The sequence below is a fragment of the Ochrobactrum sp. C6C9 genome (assembly GCF_022627935.1).
Taxonomy (GTDB): Bacteria; Pseudomonadota; Alphaproteobacteria; order Rhizobiales; family Rhizobiaceae; genus Brucella; species Brucella teleogrylli.
In genome coordinates this window covers 63,642-81,570 of sequence record NZ_JABXGB010000004.1, presented here as the reverse complement: position 1 = coordinate 81,570, position 17,929 = coordinate 63,642, and the positions used below count along the sequence as shown (strand labels likewise).

Genomic DNA, 17,929 nt, shown 5'->3' with positions numbered 1-17,929 from the left:
TCCCCTTCCCCCCTTTCCCTCTTTGCTGGCCGCCACCCTCACGCCTCCTGCCGGCATCGCGTTTGCCGACGCTATTCGCGATACTCTGCAGCGTTGAGCAAGATGGTAAGTGATCACACAAGACGTCGTGATCTAGAATTTCGCGTCAGACACAGCTACATCGCGGAAGTAAATCTCGCTCACCTGGAACCGCCCGTCGACCCGTTTGCACTGAACGATGATGTCGATCGCGATTGTCAGCATTTCACGAATGTCTTGTCGCTCAAGATCGCTTCCGCCCTTCGATTCCTTCACCAGCAATGTGAGTTGCTCAAAGGCCAGACGCGCTGAATCCGCGTGCACTGTGGTGATCGAACCGGGATGTCCGGAATTCACATTACGGATATAGTAAAAAGCGGTGCCGTCGCGCAATTCCTGCAGCAAAATCCGGTCGGGGCGCATACGAAGACAGGATTCCAGGAGATCCTTTGCGCCAATCCTCGCCATTCCCTGGCCGCCCTTTGAATAGAAGAGCCGAACATGGTTTGGCTGCGGGATTACCAGTTCGGGCGTATCTTCGATAGAAATAATCCGTTCACTGTCAGGAATGTGCCTGATCAGCGCTTTGGAGAGCGTTGTTTTTCCCGATCCCGTTGCACCAGAGATAATGATGTTCTTTCGCGCCAAGACGGCTTGCCTCAGAAACTCCTTATGTAAGCCAGCCCGATAGAAATTGGACAATAATTGGTCCGATTGCCCGTGGTTTTCTTCGACATGCCGAACCTCGGCAAACAGCCCTGCCTGGTCAAGATCATCAAGGCTGAGCGAAACCGAGGATGGTTTGCGGATGGTGAGGCTCACCGTTCCCTTTATCGTCGCCGGCGGTACCACGATCTGGATGCGTTCATCGTCGGGCAAGGTTGCCGACAAGATTGGATTGGTTTCATTGATCGACTGATCGGAAAAACTTGCGACCGCCCGCGCAAGGCGCATCAGCCGGTCATAGGTGAGTTCCGGTATGCTATGTGTCTGCCATCCGACCGATCCTTCTGTCATGACTTTGCCCGGCCTGTTGACGATAATTTCATAGAGTGACCGATCACGCAGAAACGGTGACAGCGGCAACAACAGTTCGCGCACGACGCCGGAATCTACGGCTTCGATCATCGTCTTACCTATTTCGTCACAATCGTGGAGTCCGGCGTAAAGTCACCGAGAACGGCACGGTCGTAAATCCGGTTGCGTGGTTCCGTCACACGTAGCCCGTAAACGTTGGAAAAATCGAGATCCCGCGCTACGAAGATTGAGACAAGCCCTCCCTGGTGTTTTTTCAGGGTTGGTGGGATGTTAATCGACTGTTCGACGGCAATCGCCGCAGCCTGCTGACCCGCACTCGTGGTGTTCTGCGCATCGACGTCGCCGTCCCGCAACCGGCTTGTTGCATAGGATGTGACGTCGCCCACGATCGACAAAAGGATAGCGCTGCCGAACCGTTCCCACCAATGCGTGTCAATATAGCCGTCCATTCCGGCGCGACCGAGAGCATCGGTTGCGGGTGACGCTAATGTAATGATCACACCTTTCGGTGTCTTCGCACGGTTCCAGAGAACAAACAGGCGCTTTTGTCCGCGACGAAGTCCCCCGCGATATTCACCGACGACCTGTGTGCCCTTTTCCATCAGTACAACCCGACCGTTGTCGGACAGAACATCGCGGTTGATGACGCAACTCGTAAAACCCGGCTGGTCGGAAGAAAGTGCCGTTTCCAGCACGCAGGGTATGGACGTTCCCATCGCAACGGTAAAATCCCGATTGCCAAGCGTACCGGCGCGCGAGCCCTGCAACCGCGTTGGCGCCAGCATGCGATTGAAGCGCTGATCTTCGTTCTCGCGCTCGCCGCCAAAGCTGCCCGGCTTGTTCCCGAGCGGGACATAATTTGCATCGGGATCAGCACCGGCATCACCCTGTTGTCGCTTGGCGGACTGCGTTTTCTCGGCTCCATAGGCCATCACGGGCGCGCGCCGCGCGGCATCGAGCAGTTTGTCGTCGTCAGCAGGTTTCTCTTCTGTCAGGACCGGTGTCGGAAGCTGGAGTTTATTCGGAGCCACCACGGGCTGGACCGGTTCTTTGGCCGGCTCGAAATCCGATGTCTGTCGGATGACAACCCGCTCCGGCTGTGCAGTCTCGGAGGGCTTGTTGTTCCCGCGCATCGACCAGAGCGCAAAGGAGACAAATGCGACGATGGCAAGTGCGACCGCGCCGCGCTTCAGGATTGGGTTGTTGTCGATGCGCCGACCGGTCGATGTTTCTGCACGTTCGCCGGGGATCTGCGTGGTTTCTTCGTCCGCCATGATACCTCCTATTGCGCAGTAACTGGCTGCGTTTTCACCACGCGTTCGACGGACGGCGATGTCGTGTTTGTATCGGGATTGATGCCAACACGATCGTAAGCCTCGTTGAAGATGCACAGCACATCCCCGCCCCTGCGCAGGATGAACTTGCGGCTTATTGCGTGAACGAGAACGAGATTGCCGTCGACGGATTTTGGAACCAGGCTTTCTGTACCGTCGGAATTTTCCATATAGATCGATGGCATTTCCTGATTGCCGACAAAGGCAAAGGTTGTGACCTTGCCGTTGTCATAGATGGCCTGCGGTTCAAGCGACTGTGCGCCTTGGGCGGAATAATGCCAATTCCGCGGCCCATACGCCTCGTGAAGGGACAAAACCCGATCAGCTTCACCTGCCTGGGCAGCCCGGGCACGTAGAGCCGCGTCTTCCTTGCGCCGCGCAGCTTCGTCTGCCGGATAACGGTATTTCAGATAGAAATAAGTGTTCTGCCCGGCCTCAACGCTGCCATCGCGAACCGTCAGTTCCATCTGATAACTGCGCGTCGAGCCGTCCCGCCTCGTCGTCACCACCGAAATATTGGTGACAGGCTGATTCTCCCGGGGTTTAAGGAAGAGAATGTTACCAGCCGGCGCCACTTCCCAGGCCACACTGTTACCAAGCGCCACATGCGCTATTTCCTCGTCCACCGCGAACTCGACCTGCACGGATGAACGCAGCGTGCCGACGACCCGCGTGATGTTGTAAGGCTGATAGTCGATAAATCGGACACGGCTATCCTGAGACGCACCCCGCGGTATTTCCAAAGACACGGCTGGCGAGGAAAAGCCAGCGACCAGGAGAAAAACAGGCAGAAATTTCTTTCTCAATTGATAGCCTCCGGATCGGCACGATATTCGCTGACGGCGAAACCCAGGGGATTGACCAATCGGTCCGTGGAGGACATCGGTGCATTGGCGTAAGCGAAGGTAAGCGTCGCGACCCAATGCGTAGTGCGCACTTCATCGCCGCGCGTAACGGTTCGCATGTACCGGACAGATGCCACGTTTTTGTTGATCAGCGAGATCGAAACAATATTGATCCGCGCGGTGGCGCCCCGACCATAGATATTTTGCGGCGAATCCGGATTGCTTCCGCGATAGCTTGCAGCAAAGCGCGTTTGTTCAGACTGGGTCGACAAAAGCGCAACCGTCCGGAAATTCTCCTCTCCTTCACTCCAGACATAGCCTTCACGGCCGCGAACATATCTTGCAGCAAAATATTTCGTGACGGCCTCATCATAGGTGCCGGCGGTCGAGGTTAGGGCTGAAACGACGTCAACGATCCCCGTCGAATTGTCGACCCGTACGACAAATGGTTCCACCGTCTTCAAGGGCGTGAGGCCAGCAATGGCTACAACGGAGACAACAGCAACGACACTGGCCGAGATCGCGACAAACCAGGCGATGCGCTTTGAGCGTTCAACCTGGATCAGCCGATCCTGATCGAAGCGGCGCGCCTTTTCAAAATAATCCTTGAGGCTATCAGAATTTACCATCTCAACTGCCCTCGCATGGGCGCTTGGAGCCCTCGATATCAAAGTGTGCAAAGGCAGCCGACTTGACCGGAACAGGTTCCTCTGCGAAGGGAACTGCGCTACTTGACGGGTTCGCGATGCTTTCTTTTGCCAATTTCTGCAGTTTCGCATCGCCTTCCCATTGCCACATAGAACGGTTCAATGGACGTCGGGCTTGACCATCGCATTTGGGTAGCGGATGAGAGAGTGAAGCGCAGCCGGAAAGACTTGCGGTCAGTAAAAGTGGCAAAAGAATGCGGATCATCTGCGATTACCTGTCCAGTTTCATACGTGTAGAACGGTCACTTCACTCGGTTGAGCCGACGACGAACCGACCGGATTGTGTGCGAGGTCGCCCAGGCGAGTGTGCCTTCATGCGCATCGCGCGCAGCACCATAGCCATAGGTCAATGATGCGCCGCCGGCCGCAAGTGCCGAGGCAATGCCGGGTAGCTGGTAAAAGACATACAGAGCAGCGATGCAGATGGCGCAAAGAGCGATCGGTCGCATCAGCACATCGCTGTAGCCCTCAATCGCCGTGAAGGTCGTATCAATGCAGGTGATCAGCAGGGAGCCGATGGCGACGACCAGCACCTGCAAGATGACAAAGTTCGCGAGCTGGCCGATCCAGGATTCGGTAAACCGCCGTGTCGATTGGAACATGGCAAGCGCGATGAAAATCGGCCCGATTGCAAGAATGATGGCAAGCGCGAGACGCGCATAGAGCGAGACGATGTAACCGATTGCTGCAACGAGGAAGCTCGCTCCAATCACCATCATGCCACCAACGCCGGTCACGATATCAACCGGCCAGGAAGCACGAGACCAGATCTCGTAAGCGCATTTCTGGCCCTTATCGAGCAAGCTGTCGAAGGTGGAGGCACTCGGTGTCGCTCCGGTGTTCAATGCCTGAGCAATCTCCTTCGGCAGCGTTTCGAAGAAGATGTTGGTGACATAGGTCTGATAGTCGCTGGCGTTTCTGACCAGCATTACGATGATAGCGAGCTTGATTGCCCGGAAGGCAAATTCGAGGATCGGCTCTTGCACCGAGCCACGCAGCACGAGATAGCCGTAAACGACGATGTACAGGGTCAAAGCTGTCGCCAAAGGGCCGCTGACCCAGCTGGCAATATTGGACGTTCCAGTGGAAACGAAGTTTTCGAGCGGGGCCTTGAACTGCCTGTCAACGAAGCTGAACACCTCATACATAGCCTAGCCCCCGAGCGACTTGCGCATATGTTCGAGCCGAAGCTTGCCGTCCGCTGCCTCAGCATTACGACAGTTCGCCGTGTCGGAAATTTCGCCTGGATTGTTACGGCATTTGGCTATCATTTGCGCAAGCAAGGCTTCGTCAGCGACCAGTTCATCAACCGTGTAGATCTTTTCCTGAGGAGCGCAGGCCGCAAGCAGTAGCGTCGTTATAACGAAACCGAACCACCTCATTTGAGTGCAGCCCCCATCGTATCCATGCGCTGGCGCCAATCTTCGGCCTTGCGTTGTTCATCGACCTGGACTTCAGCCTGCTGAACCATCTTCAAACCCTGCATGCGAAGGACATCGTTTTGAAGAAACGCGCTTTCGGCTTGAAGGCGCGCCTGCAGATCGGCGATTTCTTTGGCGTCGGCTGCGCCCGATATCTGCTGACGCAGTTCATCAATCCCGTCGATACGCTTGGTAGCCGCGTCGTAAATCTGCTGCCCGAGACTTAATTGCCCAGCATTCTTGTTCTGGGTGCGCGAAAGTTCCTGCGCGTAGAAATCATTGGCATTCGTGCGATAGGTGGAATTGTTCTCCAGGAATTTGGAAGCGGCATTGCCGAAGTTGCCGGTGCCCGATCCTTTGAACAGACTTTCGATGGCATTAAAGTCCTGCGGAAGCGCCTTACGGATTGAAGAATCGTTCAGCAAACTGGCGACATCGGCCATGTTGGTGATCTTGTTCAACGAACCATAGAGCTGCTGTGCCTGTTCGATCTGCTGGTTCAGCGCATCAAGCTGCGACTTGAGCTGGACGATGCTCTCGATCTGCTTGGCGATCGCCGATTGATCAATAACGGGAATACCTTGTGCATCGGCAAGACTTACCGACGCAAGCAGCGCAGCCGCCTTGAGGAATAATGCCTTTTTGCCATTGCGGATCATGATATCCTCCTTCTTTGCTGGAACACGGTCAACCAGTTCTCTCCGTCGCCAAGCTCGGCGCGGATGGCGTCTGCCAGTTCGACATTCGCCGTGCGCCCCGATAGGATCGCAAGTTCGTCGTCGAAACCGTCGAGGTTCAGTTCAGCAACCACGCTGTTGTGGCCCTGCTTGACGATGAAACGGCGACTTTCGACCGTAAGCTCGCGCGAAATCAGCTCGAACTCGCCTTCGGTAAGCTTGAAGCCATTGACATAATCAGCATGGTCGCCACGCGGATTGGGTAGAAAAATCTGCGTCGGGCATTGCTCGATGATTGTATGGGCAATCGGTGAGACGATGGCATCGCGTGGGCTTTGCGTCGCAAAGAGCATGAGGCCGTTCTGTTTGCGGATGGTCTTCAGCTTATTCTGGGCGAGATCGCGAAAACCCTCATCTTGCAGCGCCTTCCAGAACTCATCGATGACGATGATGATGCGGCGGCCATCGATCAATTGCTCGATGCGATAGAACAGGTAGGCCATCAGCGGTGTGCGGATTTCCTCGTTATCGAGGAAATCGGTCATGTCGTAGCCGATGAACTTCGCACCAATCCCGATATCATCAAACTCATTGTCGAAGACCCAGCCAAGCGGCCCACCCCTCTCCCACCGCCTGAGCCGCGAGGCAATGCCTTCTGGATCGGTATTGTTTAAGAATGTGCGCAACGCGCCGATGGACCTGCGCTCGGCCGGGAGGTCGGCGAGGCCATCGACAGCGGACGCGATGTCGCGCAATTCGATGACAGTCAGCTCTCGCGTCCCCGCTCCGACCAGCTTGCCGATCCAGTTCGCAAGAAAGATCCTGTTCTCTGCGGTCAATTCGAGCGCCTTCAGCGGCGCGCAACCGGTTGAGACGCCGTTTTGGAGCGGCCAATAGGTTCCACCCGCAGCACGAACGAAGAGATCAGCACCCCTGTCCTTGTCGAAGAACACCATATGCGGATCATGTTTTTCGAGCTGCGAGAGCATAAAATTGAGGAGCACCGTCTTGCCAGTGCCTGATGGTCCGCAAACGAGGGTGTTGCCGAGATCGCTGTGATGGAAGTTAAAATAAAATGGCGAGCCGGAAGCTGTCTTTAGCATCGCAACCGCTGCCCCCCATTCATTTCCGTTCTTCTGGCCGGTCGGATATGAATGAAAGGGGGACAATGCTGCAAAATTACGCGATGTTATCGCGCCCGAGCGCGCGCGATAACGCAGATTACCCGGCAACTGCGCCCACCAGGCTGCCTCAAGGCCAATATCCTCGCGGGCAACAACCGCCCCGCCACTGGTAAGATGCGCGCGCGCATTGGCCATATAGTCAGTGAGTTCCTTCACGCTCGGAGCGAAGACCGAGAGGCCCAGATGATGTTCCCCCAGCACGAAGCGGTTGGATTCAAGGTCATCCATGGCATCGCTGAGTTCCTCAATCTGCGACGCCGCCTTGTCAGCTGCACTCACCATCTGGTTTTGCTTTCGACCCATGATCGTGCGGGCATCTGCCTTGGACGTAAAGGCGAAGGACTGCGTGAGAATGAGTTCAAATGGCGCAGTCAAAATGCTGTCGAGCATGCCTGCGCGTGTGGTTGCTGGATATTCCTTGAAACCGAACATGCCCGCATAGCGGGTTTCTGCTTCGTGACGGATTTCGACCGTCTCCCGACCGAAAATCACCCTGTCCGAATAGATTGCCGAAGAGATCGGACCTTCCGTCAAAGGCACAGGTTCTCGCCGCCCACCGACAAGCTGGTGAAGAAACTCGCTCGGTTCGGAAAACAGGATACCGTCTTGTTCACAGAGAGACAGAATACGGGGCCCAAAGCGCTTTAGCCCTGCCGTAACATCTACGACCTTGTCTTTCAGGTGTTTCAGTGCCTCTTCATCCATCTCAACGCCGGACCGTTTCGCCTTGCGCAGACGCGAGAGAACACTGGCTGCTTTTTCGACTGGACCGCGGTTTGGATAGCTGACAAGTGTGAGATAAAGATCATTGCGAAACAGGTCCTCGCTGACCATCCGTTCGCGGTATCTGGTATTGAGACTATCGGAAAATGAATTGGCAAAATGCCCTTCGGGATAGTCGTTGTCCCGGCGACGAATAACATGCGTCCAAAGCGCCAGTCGCTCATCGGCAATATTGCGATAGAGCGTGTTCAGACTACGATGCAGACCATTGAGATCGAGAACATCAGCGGTCTCGAAAGAAACGCCCTCCAGCACGAGCACGCTCATCAATGCCCGGGAATCAAGCGCAATGGTCGTATCGTCAACATGCCGGACATAGGGAATGAAGGTCTCAGGTCCAAGTTCGCGAGACCGCAGCGTTGCAAGACTAGGCAAGGCTCAGATCCCTTTCGTCGTAACGCCGCACAAGTTTCAACGGCGAAAGCGTCGCGCCTCCCCAATAGGCTGCGTTGCGGGACCGACCACGGGTTTCGACCCACGCAAGCAGAATGCGAAACATATTATGGTCATGCTTGACGAGGGTCCGGAACACGAAATGAAAGGCGATGCCAACCAGGGCGTAAGCGATCGATCCGGCAGCGATATAGAGGATGGTTGTCAGCATGACATTGATGCCCATCGCTTCCATGGTCACGCCAGCAATCATTGCCGGGCGCGTGCAAGCCAGAAACAGCGTGTCTTCTTCGAGGACGGGTGTGCTTGTCATGAGCGTCAGCTGCCAACAATAGTGCCGACGAGCTCCGAAGCGCCCGCAATCACCCCGATGCCGATGATCCAATAGCCCGCGCGCCTCAAATCCATGTATCCAAACATCCACGCAATCGCGATAATGATGACCGCGATTGTCGCGAGCAGCCTGAAGATGTTACCGGTCAGGAGATCGACGATATTTTGCAGTATGGTCTCGATGCCAGCTGACTGTGCAAAAGCCGGCTCTGCTAACGCCGTAACGATGGCGATGCCCATGAGCATGGAAGCGACAAGGGGACGTGTTTTGGACTTCGAAATCATTCACTTTGCTCCGATCGATCATTCTGGAAAACGAGAACAGACGAGAGCCGCCTCGAACGAAACACGTCCCACGTTACTGGCTCTTCGTTTTGGGTGACTTTTGTGCCGATTTTGGCGGCCGCTTGTTCCTTGGCCTGATCCTTCCGGGCATCCTCCCGGTTCGGCTCGACGAGGACGAGCGACTTTAGTCTTGGTGAAAGGCGCTTTGCTTCGTCGCGCACCTGTTCGTCATATCGAACCATTTCGCCAAGGGATGGATCGTCTCGCCCATAATAGGACTGAAGCATAACCATCTCGGCACCTTCCGGATCACGGCCGAAACGTTGGGCGAGACGATAATAGCCATCAAGAAGCGTGGCTGTAGCCTTGAGATTCAGGCAAGGATCGAAGGCATCGGAAACGGAAAGGTTCAGTCTTTGAAGCTGTTCTACGCCGATCCCACCCAATCCAATCTGGATATCCTGACGGCCCGCGACGAGCGATGTCGCTATCTCGATCGCCTCGGCTTTACTCGCCGGCTGCGCGGCAACCGGCTTGCCGCTATTGATGCGAATATTGAAGGACTGAAACTTGCTCTCGAGACTAACGACAGCGGCCAAAGTTTCGATCTGAACCATTGGAGCGCAGTTTTGTGCGATGTCGACGAATGCAGCACCCATCGCTCAATACCAGACGCGCTGTTTGCCGACGCCATCGATAGACACGTCGATATAATGTGGCTGTTTCCGAATGTTCGGACGCGTGAGGGGATAGCCCGTGCACTGAAGTCGACCGTCCAGGCGCTGCAGTCGGGCCGACAGGACCGAGTTGGATTGACTTCCGCGATTGTCACGATCCAAAGCGCACAGGGAACGCCTCACGTTCTGCAGAGTGATGGAAACGCAGGTCACCTCTTGGCCCAAAGGGCCGTAGCTGCGCGAAAGCCGATAGCCTGCATCGCAATAATATGGTTCGTAACCTGGACGCGAACTTTGAAATCCCGCACCGCTACAGGCTGGAAAACGATGACCTTTCGCAAGTTCGCGCCAGAGTTTCTGGATCGGAGGATTGCATTCAGCAAATTCAGTTGGCCCTCCCGGATTGGAAAGGCAGAGGATGACCTTGCATCCCCATTCATCAGCGCGCGCATTGCCGGAATAAATCAGGTAAGGTAATGCAAGAGACGAGAGAGTTAGCAGGCAATTAAGTAGAAGGTTTTTCATGGACTTGCCCCTCCGAAACGATGACACCACGCTATGGAAGCGGCGTCATACGGTAACGCAATGCATTTTGACTAACGTATATACCACAGTTAAATGACATGACAAGAGCGCTTAAATCTCAATTGCACAGTCTCGCCTTTTCCGGACTGATCCTTCACGAGATCCTCGACAATCCGATGGAAGGCGAGACCCCGCAGGCGCGCGTGAAAGAGATCGGCATGATGACGATCCTTTACACGATGAAGCAGACGCACCAGAAGCTAAATCTCACAAATATAATGGAAATCACTGAATTGACGCGCAGCGGCGTGAAGGAGACAGTCGATCTCCTCGTGAAACGCGGCATGTTGACCGAAACCATGGTGACGAACTCCATGGGTCGTGGAACAGCGCGACAATTCGAGATCTCCAAAAGCCTTCTGGACAAGCTGCAAAGCTTTGAAAGCTGAACAAATAGAATTTAACTGATTTATTTACGTCTAAAAAATCAGGAGCGGTACAGGCACGCACCGCGTGAACGAAGATTTGATCGTAAGGGACCATCGCTAACCGCTCGGCGGACGTCCTCAGTTTGCTGCGATACTGGAGCAGCCAGCAAACATCGTGCGATCGCTGTTGCGCAACGAAATCACGGCTTGCAGGGCAGGTTCTGTCACTCATTCCATCGGATCGGAGCATTGTTTGGGAAAGATCACGGCGGTCATGTCACCGGCCTCAACGGCACGGATACGATCTCCGGCAAAGCCGCGATCACTGACCGATCGGAGCGAATAGAGCCTTTCTGGCGCATCCAAGACTTTCAACCTGACTTCCTTGGCCGAAAAACTGATATTCCAGAATGGCTCAGTCCCGTGGCAGCGTAGCGATTGAGGTAGTTTGCCGTTATCCCATACGCTAGGCTGCGCCTGCAGAAAACGCGCTTCAACCCAACCGCTGCTTTCTGCACCATTCACCAGAGCCCATTCGCCATTGGAGGCGAGCTCGATCACTTCGACGCCTTTAGCGCCGGACGCCAGACTACCGATAACGGTTGCGTCCTGCTTCGCCTCACCGTGAATATCGAGTTTCTCATTGACCTCGATGCCGGTGACGGTGAAAAGCTCCGGCAAGACAGGTGATTGGGCAAAGGCAATTATGGGAACAAGCAGGAAAAACAGGCTGAGTATATGCATGTTGCCCTCATTCATTGACCATTATGAAAATGCCTGAACATCAGTATTGTGGCAACTCCGTGTGAGTTGACTTGCGCATGGGGTCGGGAATTTAAATAATCCTGCTGATAAATAAGAGCGTGCCGAGACCACAGGCAAGTGCCATAACGACAAACGGGACAGCCGGTATCGGACCGAGCCAGTTCGGATAATCGGATACGCGTGCAGTACGTATCACTTCCTCGCCTTCGGTCAGAAGCGACTTCAACGCACCGGATCTGTGAAAATCGGGATTGCCCTCCATGGCCCCTCTCCTCTTTGTATGGATCGATTTTTACCATCGAGACAAAAAACAGTCATCCCTAACTTTCGTCCATTTCTACGTCGTTTGACGGATAACAGACCGGGAACACAAGGACCGGCGTCACCCTCGCACCGGAGGGCGGAGCGCATCAGTCCATCGGTCAGCAACTGATCGGCATGAGCCAGGATGGCCTTGCCAGTTTCGAACCGGCCTTCCTTGACGAACTTTCAGTCGTTACGGACTGATCTTTCGACTACATGCAACGAGAGGGGCATGCGAAACATGATCCCCGAACCACGTTGCGCGACGGAGCTGGCGGATCGATTTATCTGCGCCTGAAGACACGACCAATCGAGCAGATCACGTGTCGGGAAGATCCAGCGTTCCGTCAGGGCGTCATCGACGGCGCTTACTGGCTGCGTGAACCCCGGCCCAACACGCGCCTCGTTCTGGCCTATCAGGGTTGTGTGGCGCCCGAAGTTCTGACGGCTGCAGGCCGCCTTGCAGAGACGCAAAGGGACGTTGCCGTGCTCGCCGTTACCTCGGCAGATCGCCTGAACGCGGGCTGGACAGCGGCTCAGCGGGCGCGACGCCACGGATTTGGCGAGGCCGTGAGCCATATTGAACGGCTTCTGCCCCCCGTTCCTTCACATGCGCATTTCATCACCGTCACGGATGGACACCCTGCAACGCTCGGCTGGCTGGGCTCCGTTCATGGCAACGCGACCACATCGCTGGGCGTTGAACATTTCGGCCAGACGGGAACCATCGCTGATCTTTATGCGCATTTTGGTATCGATACAGATTCAATTATCGATGCCGCGGAGGCCATCTCCCGGCGTTTCGCCAAAGCAGGTTAGGGTCACAAGAACGACCCTGCATTCGCAGCAATCTCCCGCTTGTCAAAGCGGGAGATTTAACGCGCTTCTGAATTTGGCTGATCAGTGATGCTGTAGTATTTCACCGAGGAAGGTTCGTGTGCGGGGATGTGCCGGCGCTCGAAAGAATGTTTCGGGATCATTCTCTTCGAGAATCTCTCCGTCCGCCATGAAGATGACCCGGTCCGCAACCTGACGAGCGAAGCCCATTTCATGCGTCACGCAGATCATCGTCATGCCATCGCGGGCAAGCGACACCATCGTATCAAGAACTTCCTTGACCATTTCGGGATCGAGCGCCGAAGTCGGCTCATCGAAAAGCATGGCCTTGGGCTCCATGCATAGCGCGCGCGCAATAGCAACGCGCTGTTGCTGTCCACCGGAAAGCTGCGCGGGATATTTTTCGGCCTGATCACCGATACGCACCCGGTCGAGATATTTTCGTGCCGTCGCTTCCGCTTCGTCCCGCGAAATTTTGCGCACCCGCATCGGCGCCAGAATGCAGTTCTCCAATACGGTCTTATGTGGAAACAGGTTGAACTGCTGAAAGACCATACCAACTTCACGGCGCACCGCATCAATGGCTTTCTGGTCTTCCTTGACCGCGTGACCGGCAACGATGATCTCGCCGCCCTGGCTCGCTTCCAATCGGTTGATGCAACGGATCAGGGTGGATTTGCCGGACCCCGATGGACCACACAGAACGATCTTCTCTCCCTTTGCGACCGTCAGGGAGACCTTTTTCAGCGCATAGAAGTTGCCATACCACTTCTCCACGTCGCGCATCATGATCATCGGTGGCGCATCTGACTTTTTATCAGTTGTCACGAGAAGTTCCCTTTCTTATCTGGAGAGGCCGGCGGCCATGCGTCGTTCAATACGCCTGCCCCACAAGGAGAGCGGCCAGCACATGGCGAAGTACATCGCCCCTACCACACCGAACACGAGAAGCGGTCGGTAGATCTGATTGGAGATTATCGAACCGGCGCGGGTCAGTTCAATGAAGCCAACAATCGCGGCAAGCGACGTGCCCTTCAGAAGCTGAACAAGAAAGCCAACGGTGGCCGGCAACGATAGTTTAAACGCTTGCGGCATGATGACGTCGACCATCAGGCTGTAGCGATGCAGTCCAAGCGCATCCGCCGCTTCAGTCTGCCCTTTCGGAACGGCTTCAATCGCGCCACGCCAGATTTCACCCAGAAAGGCCGAAGCGTGCGCGGCAAGGGCTATGCCCACCGCCGCCCAGGCCGGGAGATCGAAACCAAGAAGGGGCAAGCCGAAATAGGCAACAAAGAGCTGCATCAGCAAAGGCGTGCCCTGAAAGAGGCCAATCCAGCCGATTGCGATAGCCCGAACCCATTTGAGCTTCGATACCCGCATCAGAGCGATGATGATGCCGGAGACAATACCGCCAGCAAACGCCATAGCGGTCAGGATGAGCGTCCAGCCGAGACCTTGCAGCAGATAGGTGAATTCTTGCAGTCCCATAAGTCGTCCTCCTCAACGCTGGGGATAGCTGAATGCACGTCGCCCGATGGCGGCAAGCGACCACATCGTCACCAGCGAGATCACCAAATAAATGCCGGTCAGGGTGAAATAGGTTTCAAAGCTGCGGAATGTTTCCGCCTCGATGCGCTGTCCCGCTGAGGTCAACTCATAGGCGGAGATGGAGGTGCAAATTGCGGTCGTGAGCGTGAGCAGGATGAACTGGCTCGACAGTGATGGATATATCGCGCGCAACGCTGGTTTCAGAACGATCATACGGAACACTTCGTGCCGGTGAAGACCGAGCGCCAGTCCCGCTTCCGTCTGGCCTTTCGGAATGCTTTCGACCCCGCCACGGATAATCTCAATGGCATAGGCACCACCATTCAACCCGAGGGCAAGAATGGCCGTCAGTGTAGGATTAAGCCGCACACCCGCAAGAGGCAATGCAAAGAAGATGAAGTAAATCTGTACCAGAAACGGCGTGTTGCGGATCACCTCAACAAAGGTCGTGACCAAAAAGGATGGGATCACCCTATGAGTCCGCAAGATTGCAACCCCCACGACACCGATGATGGTGGCGAGTGTCATGCCGACGACGGCCAGGAACAGCGTTCCCAGTGTCCCATAGATCAGCGAGGGCCAGGCATCCGCGACGACGCTGAAATCAAGTGTCATGTTCTAACCTCCTCCAGCAGGGCGTTCAGTCCCATTCGGGTTCCCATTCAAAACGGGAGAACCGTTCGCCGCGTGCAAGCGCATGGATTGCCGCCATATCTTCCGGGGACAATTCAAAATCAAAAATATCCCGGTTGGACTTCATATTCTCAGGTTTGGCGGAGCGCGGAATGGCGCCAACATTGTCCTGCTGTAGAAGCCAGCGCAAGGTAACCTGACCAGCGGACTTTCCGTATTTGCGCCCAAGCTCGACAAGGATATCCGAACTGAAAACCTTGCCCCTCGCGATCGGCTGATAGGCATTTAAAAGCATGCCTGCCTCACGCATGCGCGTAAGGAGCTTCTCCTGCGACAGATAAGGGTGATACTCGACCTGATTGCAGAACAACTCGGCGTTATGAACATCCAGCGCTTCGTCCAGAAGTGCGACCGTGAAATTGCTGACGCCGATCAGGCGGGTCTTACCGCTCGCTTTTGCTTCTGCAAAAGCTGAAAGCGTTTCGCCGAGAGGAACAGTCTTGCTCGGCCAGTGCACCAGAAGCAGATCGACATAGTCAAAGCCAAGCCGCTCCAAGCTTTCATCGACCCGGCGGGAAACTGTTTCCGGATCAAGATCGGTGAACCAGATTTTGGACGTAACGAACAAGTCTCCGCGTGCGACACCGCTCTCGCGAACAGCGCGCCCCACTTCAACCTCGTTGCCATAGCGAATGGCCGTATCGATCTGACGATAGCCAAGCTCAATCGCCGTGCGGATTGCAGCTTCGCCTTCCGGCCCTTTCAGTTCGAACGTGCCCAGTCCAAGGCTGGGGATCGTCACGCCCTGAATGGTCTTGGTTTCAAGGTTTTTCACGCTACAACCTCCCCGGTCACTTTGGCCAGTATGTCATTTGATGCCCGCAGCGTTCGCTTCGCCCATTCAGCAACGGACAAGCCTTTCGACTGACGATCATTCGGGATTTCGACCGCAACCGGGATATCAGCCGGCAAAGCATCGAACATACCAATGAGATCGAGCTCGCCTTCTCCTGGCAGGAACCGCTCGTGGCGTGCGGCAAAATTCAGCTCTTCACGACTTTCCGGGATTTTGGCCGGAGCATCGCAAATCTGCGCATAGTGCAGCCATTGGCGCGGCACAGTGGCAATTTCTTCGATCGTGGTGCGCGCTCGCGAAACATGGAGCGTATCGATAATCACGCCCTGATTTGGCTGGTCAGCCGCAGTCAGCACGCGGGTCGCCGCCGCAAGATCGCGGAGTTCGGACTGCGGCATGAACTCCAGATCCATCGACAAACCGAAAGGACGCGCAGCCTCACACAGTTTCACAAAGGAGTGGGTCAAACGCACCTCGTCGGCGTCATCACCCGCAACCAGAATGGCACGTGCACCCAATTGGGCCGAACAATCCAGAAACGGCAGATATGGCTCGGGATCGAAATCCGGTCCTATGCGGATCATCTCGATGTCGAATACCTCGACGCCCTTGTCATTCATGAGGCTGATAAGTGATTTCACACGGGCTGGCTCGTCCATCAGCGCATAAGCCAGTCCTCCGGGAACAGCGGGCAGCAGGCGAAAACCGAGATAATCGTAACCTGCTTCCGCTGCGGCCAGCACGGCTTCTTCCGGCGCGACGCCAAGCCCGGTCAGGAACGAGAGTGATGTCTTTCTGCTCGTCATGCCGCCACTCCGGCTGTGTTCAGCATTTCCGCAAGGGTCACGGTACGGTCCTCACGTCCCGCAACATCGACCGCAAGCGTGGCGGCGAGCGTCAACATGCCATCGCGTGCCGTGATCAACGGCTTGGCATTGCCATGGATCACATCGACGAAATGGTCGAGCTGGTTCACATAGGTCAGCGAGCCATCACCGGGCCGGTATTCGCGGATCAGCGGATGCTGCCAATGATCACTTTCCTCCGCGTGTCGCCATAGATACATATCGGAAACGGACAATGCTGCCTTGCGTCCGGCAAGGAAGAGGCATGGTCCGGGTTGTGCCGGATGATAGAGCGCCTGACCGGACGTATATTCCCAGGCCCAGGGGCTGACGGCACCATCGGAAATCAGGAACGTGCCCAGTACCCCATTGACGAAGCGGATCGAGATACTTGCAGTATCTTCCACTTCGAAGCCGCGGCGCGCAGATGACGTAAAGGCGCGTATACTTTCGATCTCGCCTACCAGATAGCGCAGCACATCAATGTCGTGGATCAGATTGATCAGCAGCACCCCACCATCCAATTTGCGTCGCCATTCCGTATTGAAATAGTCATCGGGCTTGTCAAACAAGGTCATGCCATTGACGGCAACCAGAGGGCCGAGTTCGCCCGCGTCAATGGCACGCTTTGCCGACCGGATATCCGGGCTGTGACGCCGCTGATGCCCGACGAGCACAGCAACACCCGAACGTTCGGATGCTTCTACAATCCGGTTGGCTGACGCCAGACTTTCCGCAATCGGCTTTTCGATCAGGCAAGGTACACCGCGCTCGATGCAAGCCAGAGCTGCCGGTGCATGCAACTGGTTTGGCAGGGCGATGATGGCACCGTCCAGCTTTGCCTCATCGAGCATCGTGCCATAGTCGGAGAAATGCGGGACGGAAAGCCGTGCCGCCATTTCAGCAGCGGCTGGCGTCGGGTCGCAAATGGCGGCAATTTTCGCGCGCCGGTTGGAAGTCAGAAGTTCCGCATGTTCGCGGCCAATCAGGCCCGCCCCCATAAGACCAATGCGTGTCATGCCGTCATCTCCGTCATTGCCCTGAGAGCAAGGCGATACCCTTGAGCTCCAAAACCTGCCATCACGGCTGTTGCCGTTCTCGATACGAGCGACTTGTGATAGATTTCCTCACGCTGATGTACGTTGGAAATGTGCAGCTCGATCTTGGGACCATTGAAGGTCTTGAGTGCATCAAGAATAGCAATCGAGGTGAAGGTAAAGGCGGCCGGATTGATGATGATCCCAACCGCTTCGTGACGTGCGGCATGGATCGCTTCGATGATTTCACCTTCGAAGTTCGACTGGCGAAAATCAATCGCCACACCGAACTCTGCGGCATCCGCCTCCACCCAGGAACGAATTTCATCGAGCGTCGTTCGACCGTAAATTTCCGGCTCACGCTGACCGAGCAGATTAAGGTTGGGGCCGTTCAGTATGAAGATTTTACGCATGTTCAAACTTTCCGTGGAAACGAGGGCGCGACTTCGCAATCGTG

The 17,929-nt window shown here is 55.6% G+C and carries 23 protein-coding genes and 1 pseudogene; 2 read left to right on the top strand and 22 right to left on the bottom strand.

The genetic code is table 11. The features are described 5' to 3' along the window. Positions 1 to 132: 132 nt before the first annotated feature. From virB11 to HWD97_RS04255, 13 genes are read right to left on the bottom strand one after another with little or no spacing between them, the layout of a single operon-like run. Entirely contained in the window at positions 133 to 1,146 is a 1,014-nt protein-coding gene (virB11, locus tag HWD97_RS04315; protein WP_371834777.1) for a P-type DNA transfer ATPase VirB11, read from the bottom strand. An 8-nt stretch (positions 1,147 to 1,154) separates the two neighbouring features. Beyond that, complete coding sequence (gene virB10 / locus HWD97_RS04310; RefSeq protein WP_371834776.1) at positions 1,155 to 2,330, bottom strand: type IV secretion system protein VirB10; 1,176 nt, start codon at positions 2,328 to 2,330, stop codon at positions 1,155 to 1,157. Between the two features lie 8 nt (positions 2,331 to 2,338). Then, positions 2,339 to 3,196, bottom strand: coding sequence for a P-type conjugative transfer protein VirB9 (virB9, locus tag HWD97_RS04305; protein ID WP_371834775.1), 858 nt, complete (start codon positions 3,194 to 3,196; stop codon positions 2,339 to 2,341). Further along, positions 3,193 to 3,864 (bottom strand): virB8 family protein, encoded by a 672-nt coding sequence (locus tag HWD97_RS04300; RefSeq protein ID WP_371834774.1) that lies wholly within the window; start codon positions 3,862 to 3,864, stop codon positions 3,193 to 3,195. Before HWD97_RS04300 ends, virB9 begins: the two co-directional genes overlap by 4 nt. Position 3,865: 1 nt before the next feature. Next, on the bottom strand, positions 3,866 to 4,147 hold the full coding sequence (locus HWD97_RS04295) for a hypothetical protein (protein ID WP_371834773.1): 282 nt from the start codon (positions 4,145 to 4,147) through the stop codon (positions 3,866 to 3,868). Between the two features lie 37 nt (positions 4,148 to 4,184). Continuing rightward, the gene (locus HWD97_RS04290; protein ID WP_371834772.1) at positions 4,185 to 5,090 is read right to left on the bottom strand and encodes a type IV secretion system protein; all 906 of its coding nucleotides are present in this window, start codon (positions 5,088 to 5,090) and stop codon (positions 4,185 to 4,187) included. 3 nt (positions 5,091 to 5,093) lie between these two features. After that, positions 5,094 to 5,324, bottom strand: a complete 231-nt coding sequence (locus tag HWD97_RS04285) for an EexN family lipoprotein (protein WP_121539020.1) — start codon at positions 5,322 to 5,324, stop codon at positions 5,094 to 5,096. Next, on the bottom strand, positions 5,321 to 6,022 hold the full coding sequence (gene virB5 / locus HWD97_RS04280) for a P-type DNA transfer protein VirB5 (protein WP_121539021.1): 702 nt from the start codon (positions 6,020 to 6,022) through the stop codon (positions 5,321 to 5,323). The genes HWD97_RS04285 and virB5 overlap by 4 nt, the downstream gene beginning before the upstream one ends. Further along, on the bottom strand, positions 6,019 to 8,382 hold the full coding sequence (locus tag HWD97_RS04275) for a VirB4 family type IV secretion/conjugal transfer ATPase (RefSeq protein ID WP_121539022.1): 2,364 nt from the start codon (positions 8,380 to 8,382) through the stop codon (positions 6,019 to 6,021). Before HWD97_RS04275 ends, virB5 begins: the two co-directional genes overlap by 4 nt. Beyond that, positions 8,375 to 8,713, bottom strand: a complete 339-nt coding sequence (locus HWD97_RS04270; RefSeq protein ID WP_121539023.1) for a type IV secretion system protein VirB3 — start codon at positions 8,711 to 8,713, stop codon at positions 8,375 to 8,377. The genes HWD97_RS04275 and HWD97_RS04270 overlap by 8 nt, the downstream gene beginning before the upstream one ends. A gap of 5 nt (positions 8,714 to 8,718) precedes the next feature. Next, the gene (locus HWD97_RS04265; protein ID WP_121539024.1) at positions 8,719 to 9,018 is read right to left on the bottom strand and encodes a TrbC/VirB2 family protein; all 300 of its coding nucleotides are present in this window, start codon (positions 9,016 to 9,018) and stop codon (positions 8,719 to 8,721) included. Next, entirely contained in the window at positions 9,015 to 9,677 is a 663-nt protein-coding gene (locus tag HWD97_RS04260) for a transglycosylase SLT domain-containing protein (protein WP_121539025.1), read from the bottom strand. Before HWD97_RS04260 ends, HWD97_RS04265 begins: the two co-directional genes overlap by 4 nt. Before the next feature lie 3 nt (positions 9,678 to 9,680). Further along, positions 9,681 to 10,220 (bottom strand): hypothetical protein, encoded by a 540-nt coding sequence (locus tag HWD97_RS04255; RefSeq protein WP_121539026.1) that lies wholly within the window; start codon positions 10,218 to 10,220, stop codon positions 9,681 to 9,683. Positions 10,221 to 10,318: 98 nt separating this feature from the next. Between HWD97_RS04255 and HWD97_RS04250 the strand changes: the two genes are divergently transcribed. Next, entirely contained in the window at positions 10,319 to 10,669 is a 351-nt protein-coding gene (locus HWD97_RS04250) for a MarR family transcriptional regulator (RefSeq protein WP_371834771.1), read from the top strand. Positions 10,670 to 10,876: 207 nt separating this feature from the next. On the opposite strand, the gene HWD97_RS04245 is transcribed toward HWD97_RS04250, so the two are convergent. Both HWD97_RS04245 and HWD97_RS04240 read right to left on the bottom strand, forming a co-directional pair. Beyond that, positions 10,877 to 11,392 carry a hypothetical protein gene (locus tag HWD97_RS04245; protein ID WP_371834770.1) on the bottom strand — a complete coding sequence of 172 codons (516 nt, stop codon included), beginning with the start codon at positions 11,390 to 11,392 and terminating at the stop codon, positions 10,877 to 10,879. A 91-nt stretch (positions 11,393 to 11,483) separates the two neighbouring features. Further along, on the bottom strand, positions 11,484 to 11,675 hold the full coding sequence (locus HWD97_RS04240; protein WP_283735618.1) for a hypothetical protein: 192 nt from the start codon (positions 11,673 to 11,675) through the stop codon (positions 11,484 to 11,486). Between the two features lie 107 nt (positions 11,676 to 11,782). On the opposite strand from HWD97_RS04240, the pseudogene HWD97_RS04235 reads away from it, so the two are divergent. Then, positions 11,783 to 12,535: pseudogene (locus tag HWD97_RS04235) on the top strand (transketolase); the annotation flags it as partial. Positions 12,536 to 12,616: 81 nt separating this feature from the next. Here the strand turns inward: HWD97_RS04235 and HWD97_RS04230 are convergent. The 7 genes from HWD97_RS04230 to aroQ are packed head-to-tail and all read right to left on the bottom strand — an operon-like array spanning position 12,617 to position 17,885. After that, positions 12,617 to 13,348: an amino acid ABC transporter ATP-binding protein gene (locus tag HWD97_RS04230; RefSeq protein ID WP_371834831.1), complete on the bottom strand. Its 732-nt coding sequence runs from the start codon at positions 13,346 to 13,348 to the stop codon at positions 12,617 to 12,619. Between the two features lie 48 nt (positions 13,349 to 13,396). Continuing rightward, positions 13,397 to 14,041, bottom strand: coding sequence for an amino acid ABC transporter permease (locus HWD97_RS04225; RefSeq protein WP_283735617.1), 645 nt, complete (start codon positions 14,039 to 14,041; stop codon positions 13,397 to 13,399). Between the two features lie 12 nt (positions 14,042 to 14,053). Next, positions 14,054 to 14,716 (bottom strand): amino acid ABC transporter permease, encoded by a 663-nt coding sequence (locus tag HWD97_RS04220; RefSeq protein WP_171318106.1) that lies wholly within the window; start codon positions 14,714 to 14,716, stop codon positions 14,054 to 14,056. Between the two features lie 25 nt (positions 14,717 to 14,741). After that, entirely contained in the window at positions 14,742 to 15,569 is an 828-nt protein-coding gene (locus HWD97_RS04215; RefSeq protein ID WP_283735616.1) for an aldo/keto reductase, read from the bottom strand. After that, complete coding sequence (locus tag HWD97_RS04210) at positions 15,566 to 16,396, bottom strand: sugar phosphate isomerase/epimerase (protein ID WP_121539034.1); 831 nt, start codon at positions 16,394 to 16,396, stop codon at positions 15,566 to 15,568. The genes HWD97_RS04215 and HWD97_RS04210 overlap by 4 nt, the downstream gene beginning before the upstream one ends. Next, positions 16,393 to 17,454, bottom strand: coding sequence for a Gfo/Idh/MocA family protein (locus HWD97_RS04205; protein ID WP_371834769.1), 1,062 nt, complete (start codon positions 17,452 to 17,454; stop codon positions 16,393 to 16,395). Before HWD97_RS04205 ends, HWD97_RS04210 begins: the two co-directional genes overlap by 4 nt. Further along, entirely contained in the window at positions 17,451 to 17,885 is a 435-nt protein-coding gene (aroQ, locus tag HWD97_RS04200) for a type II 3-dehydroquinate dehydratase (RefSeq protein ID WP_124915807.1), read from the bottom strand. Before aroQ ends, HWD97_RS04205 begins: the two co-directional genes overlap by 4 nt. Positions 17,886 to 17,929: the final 44 nt, after the last annotated feature.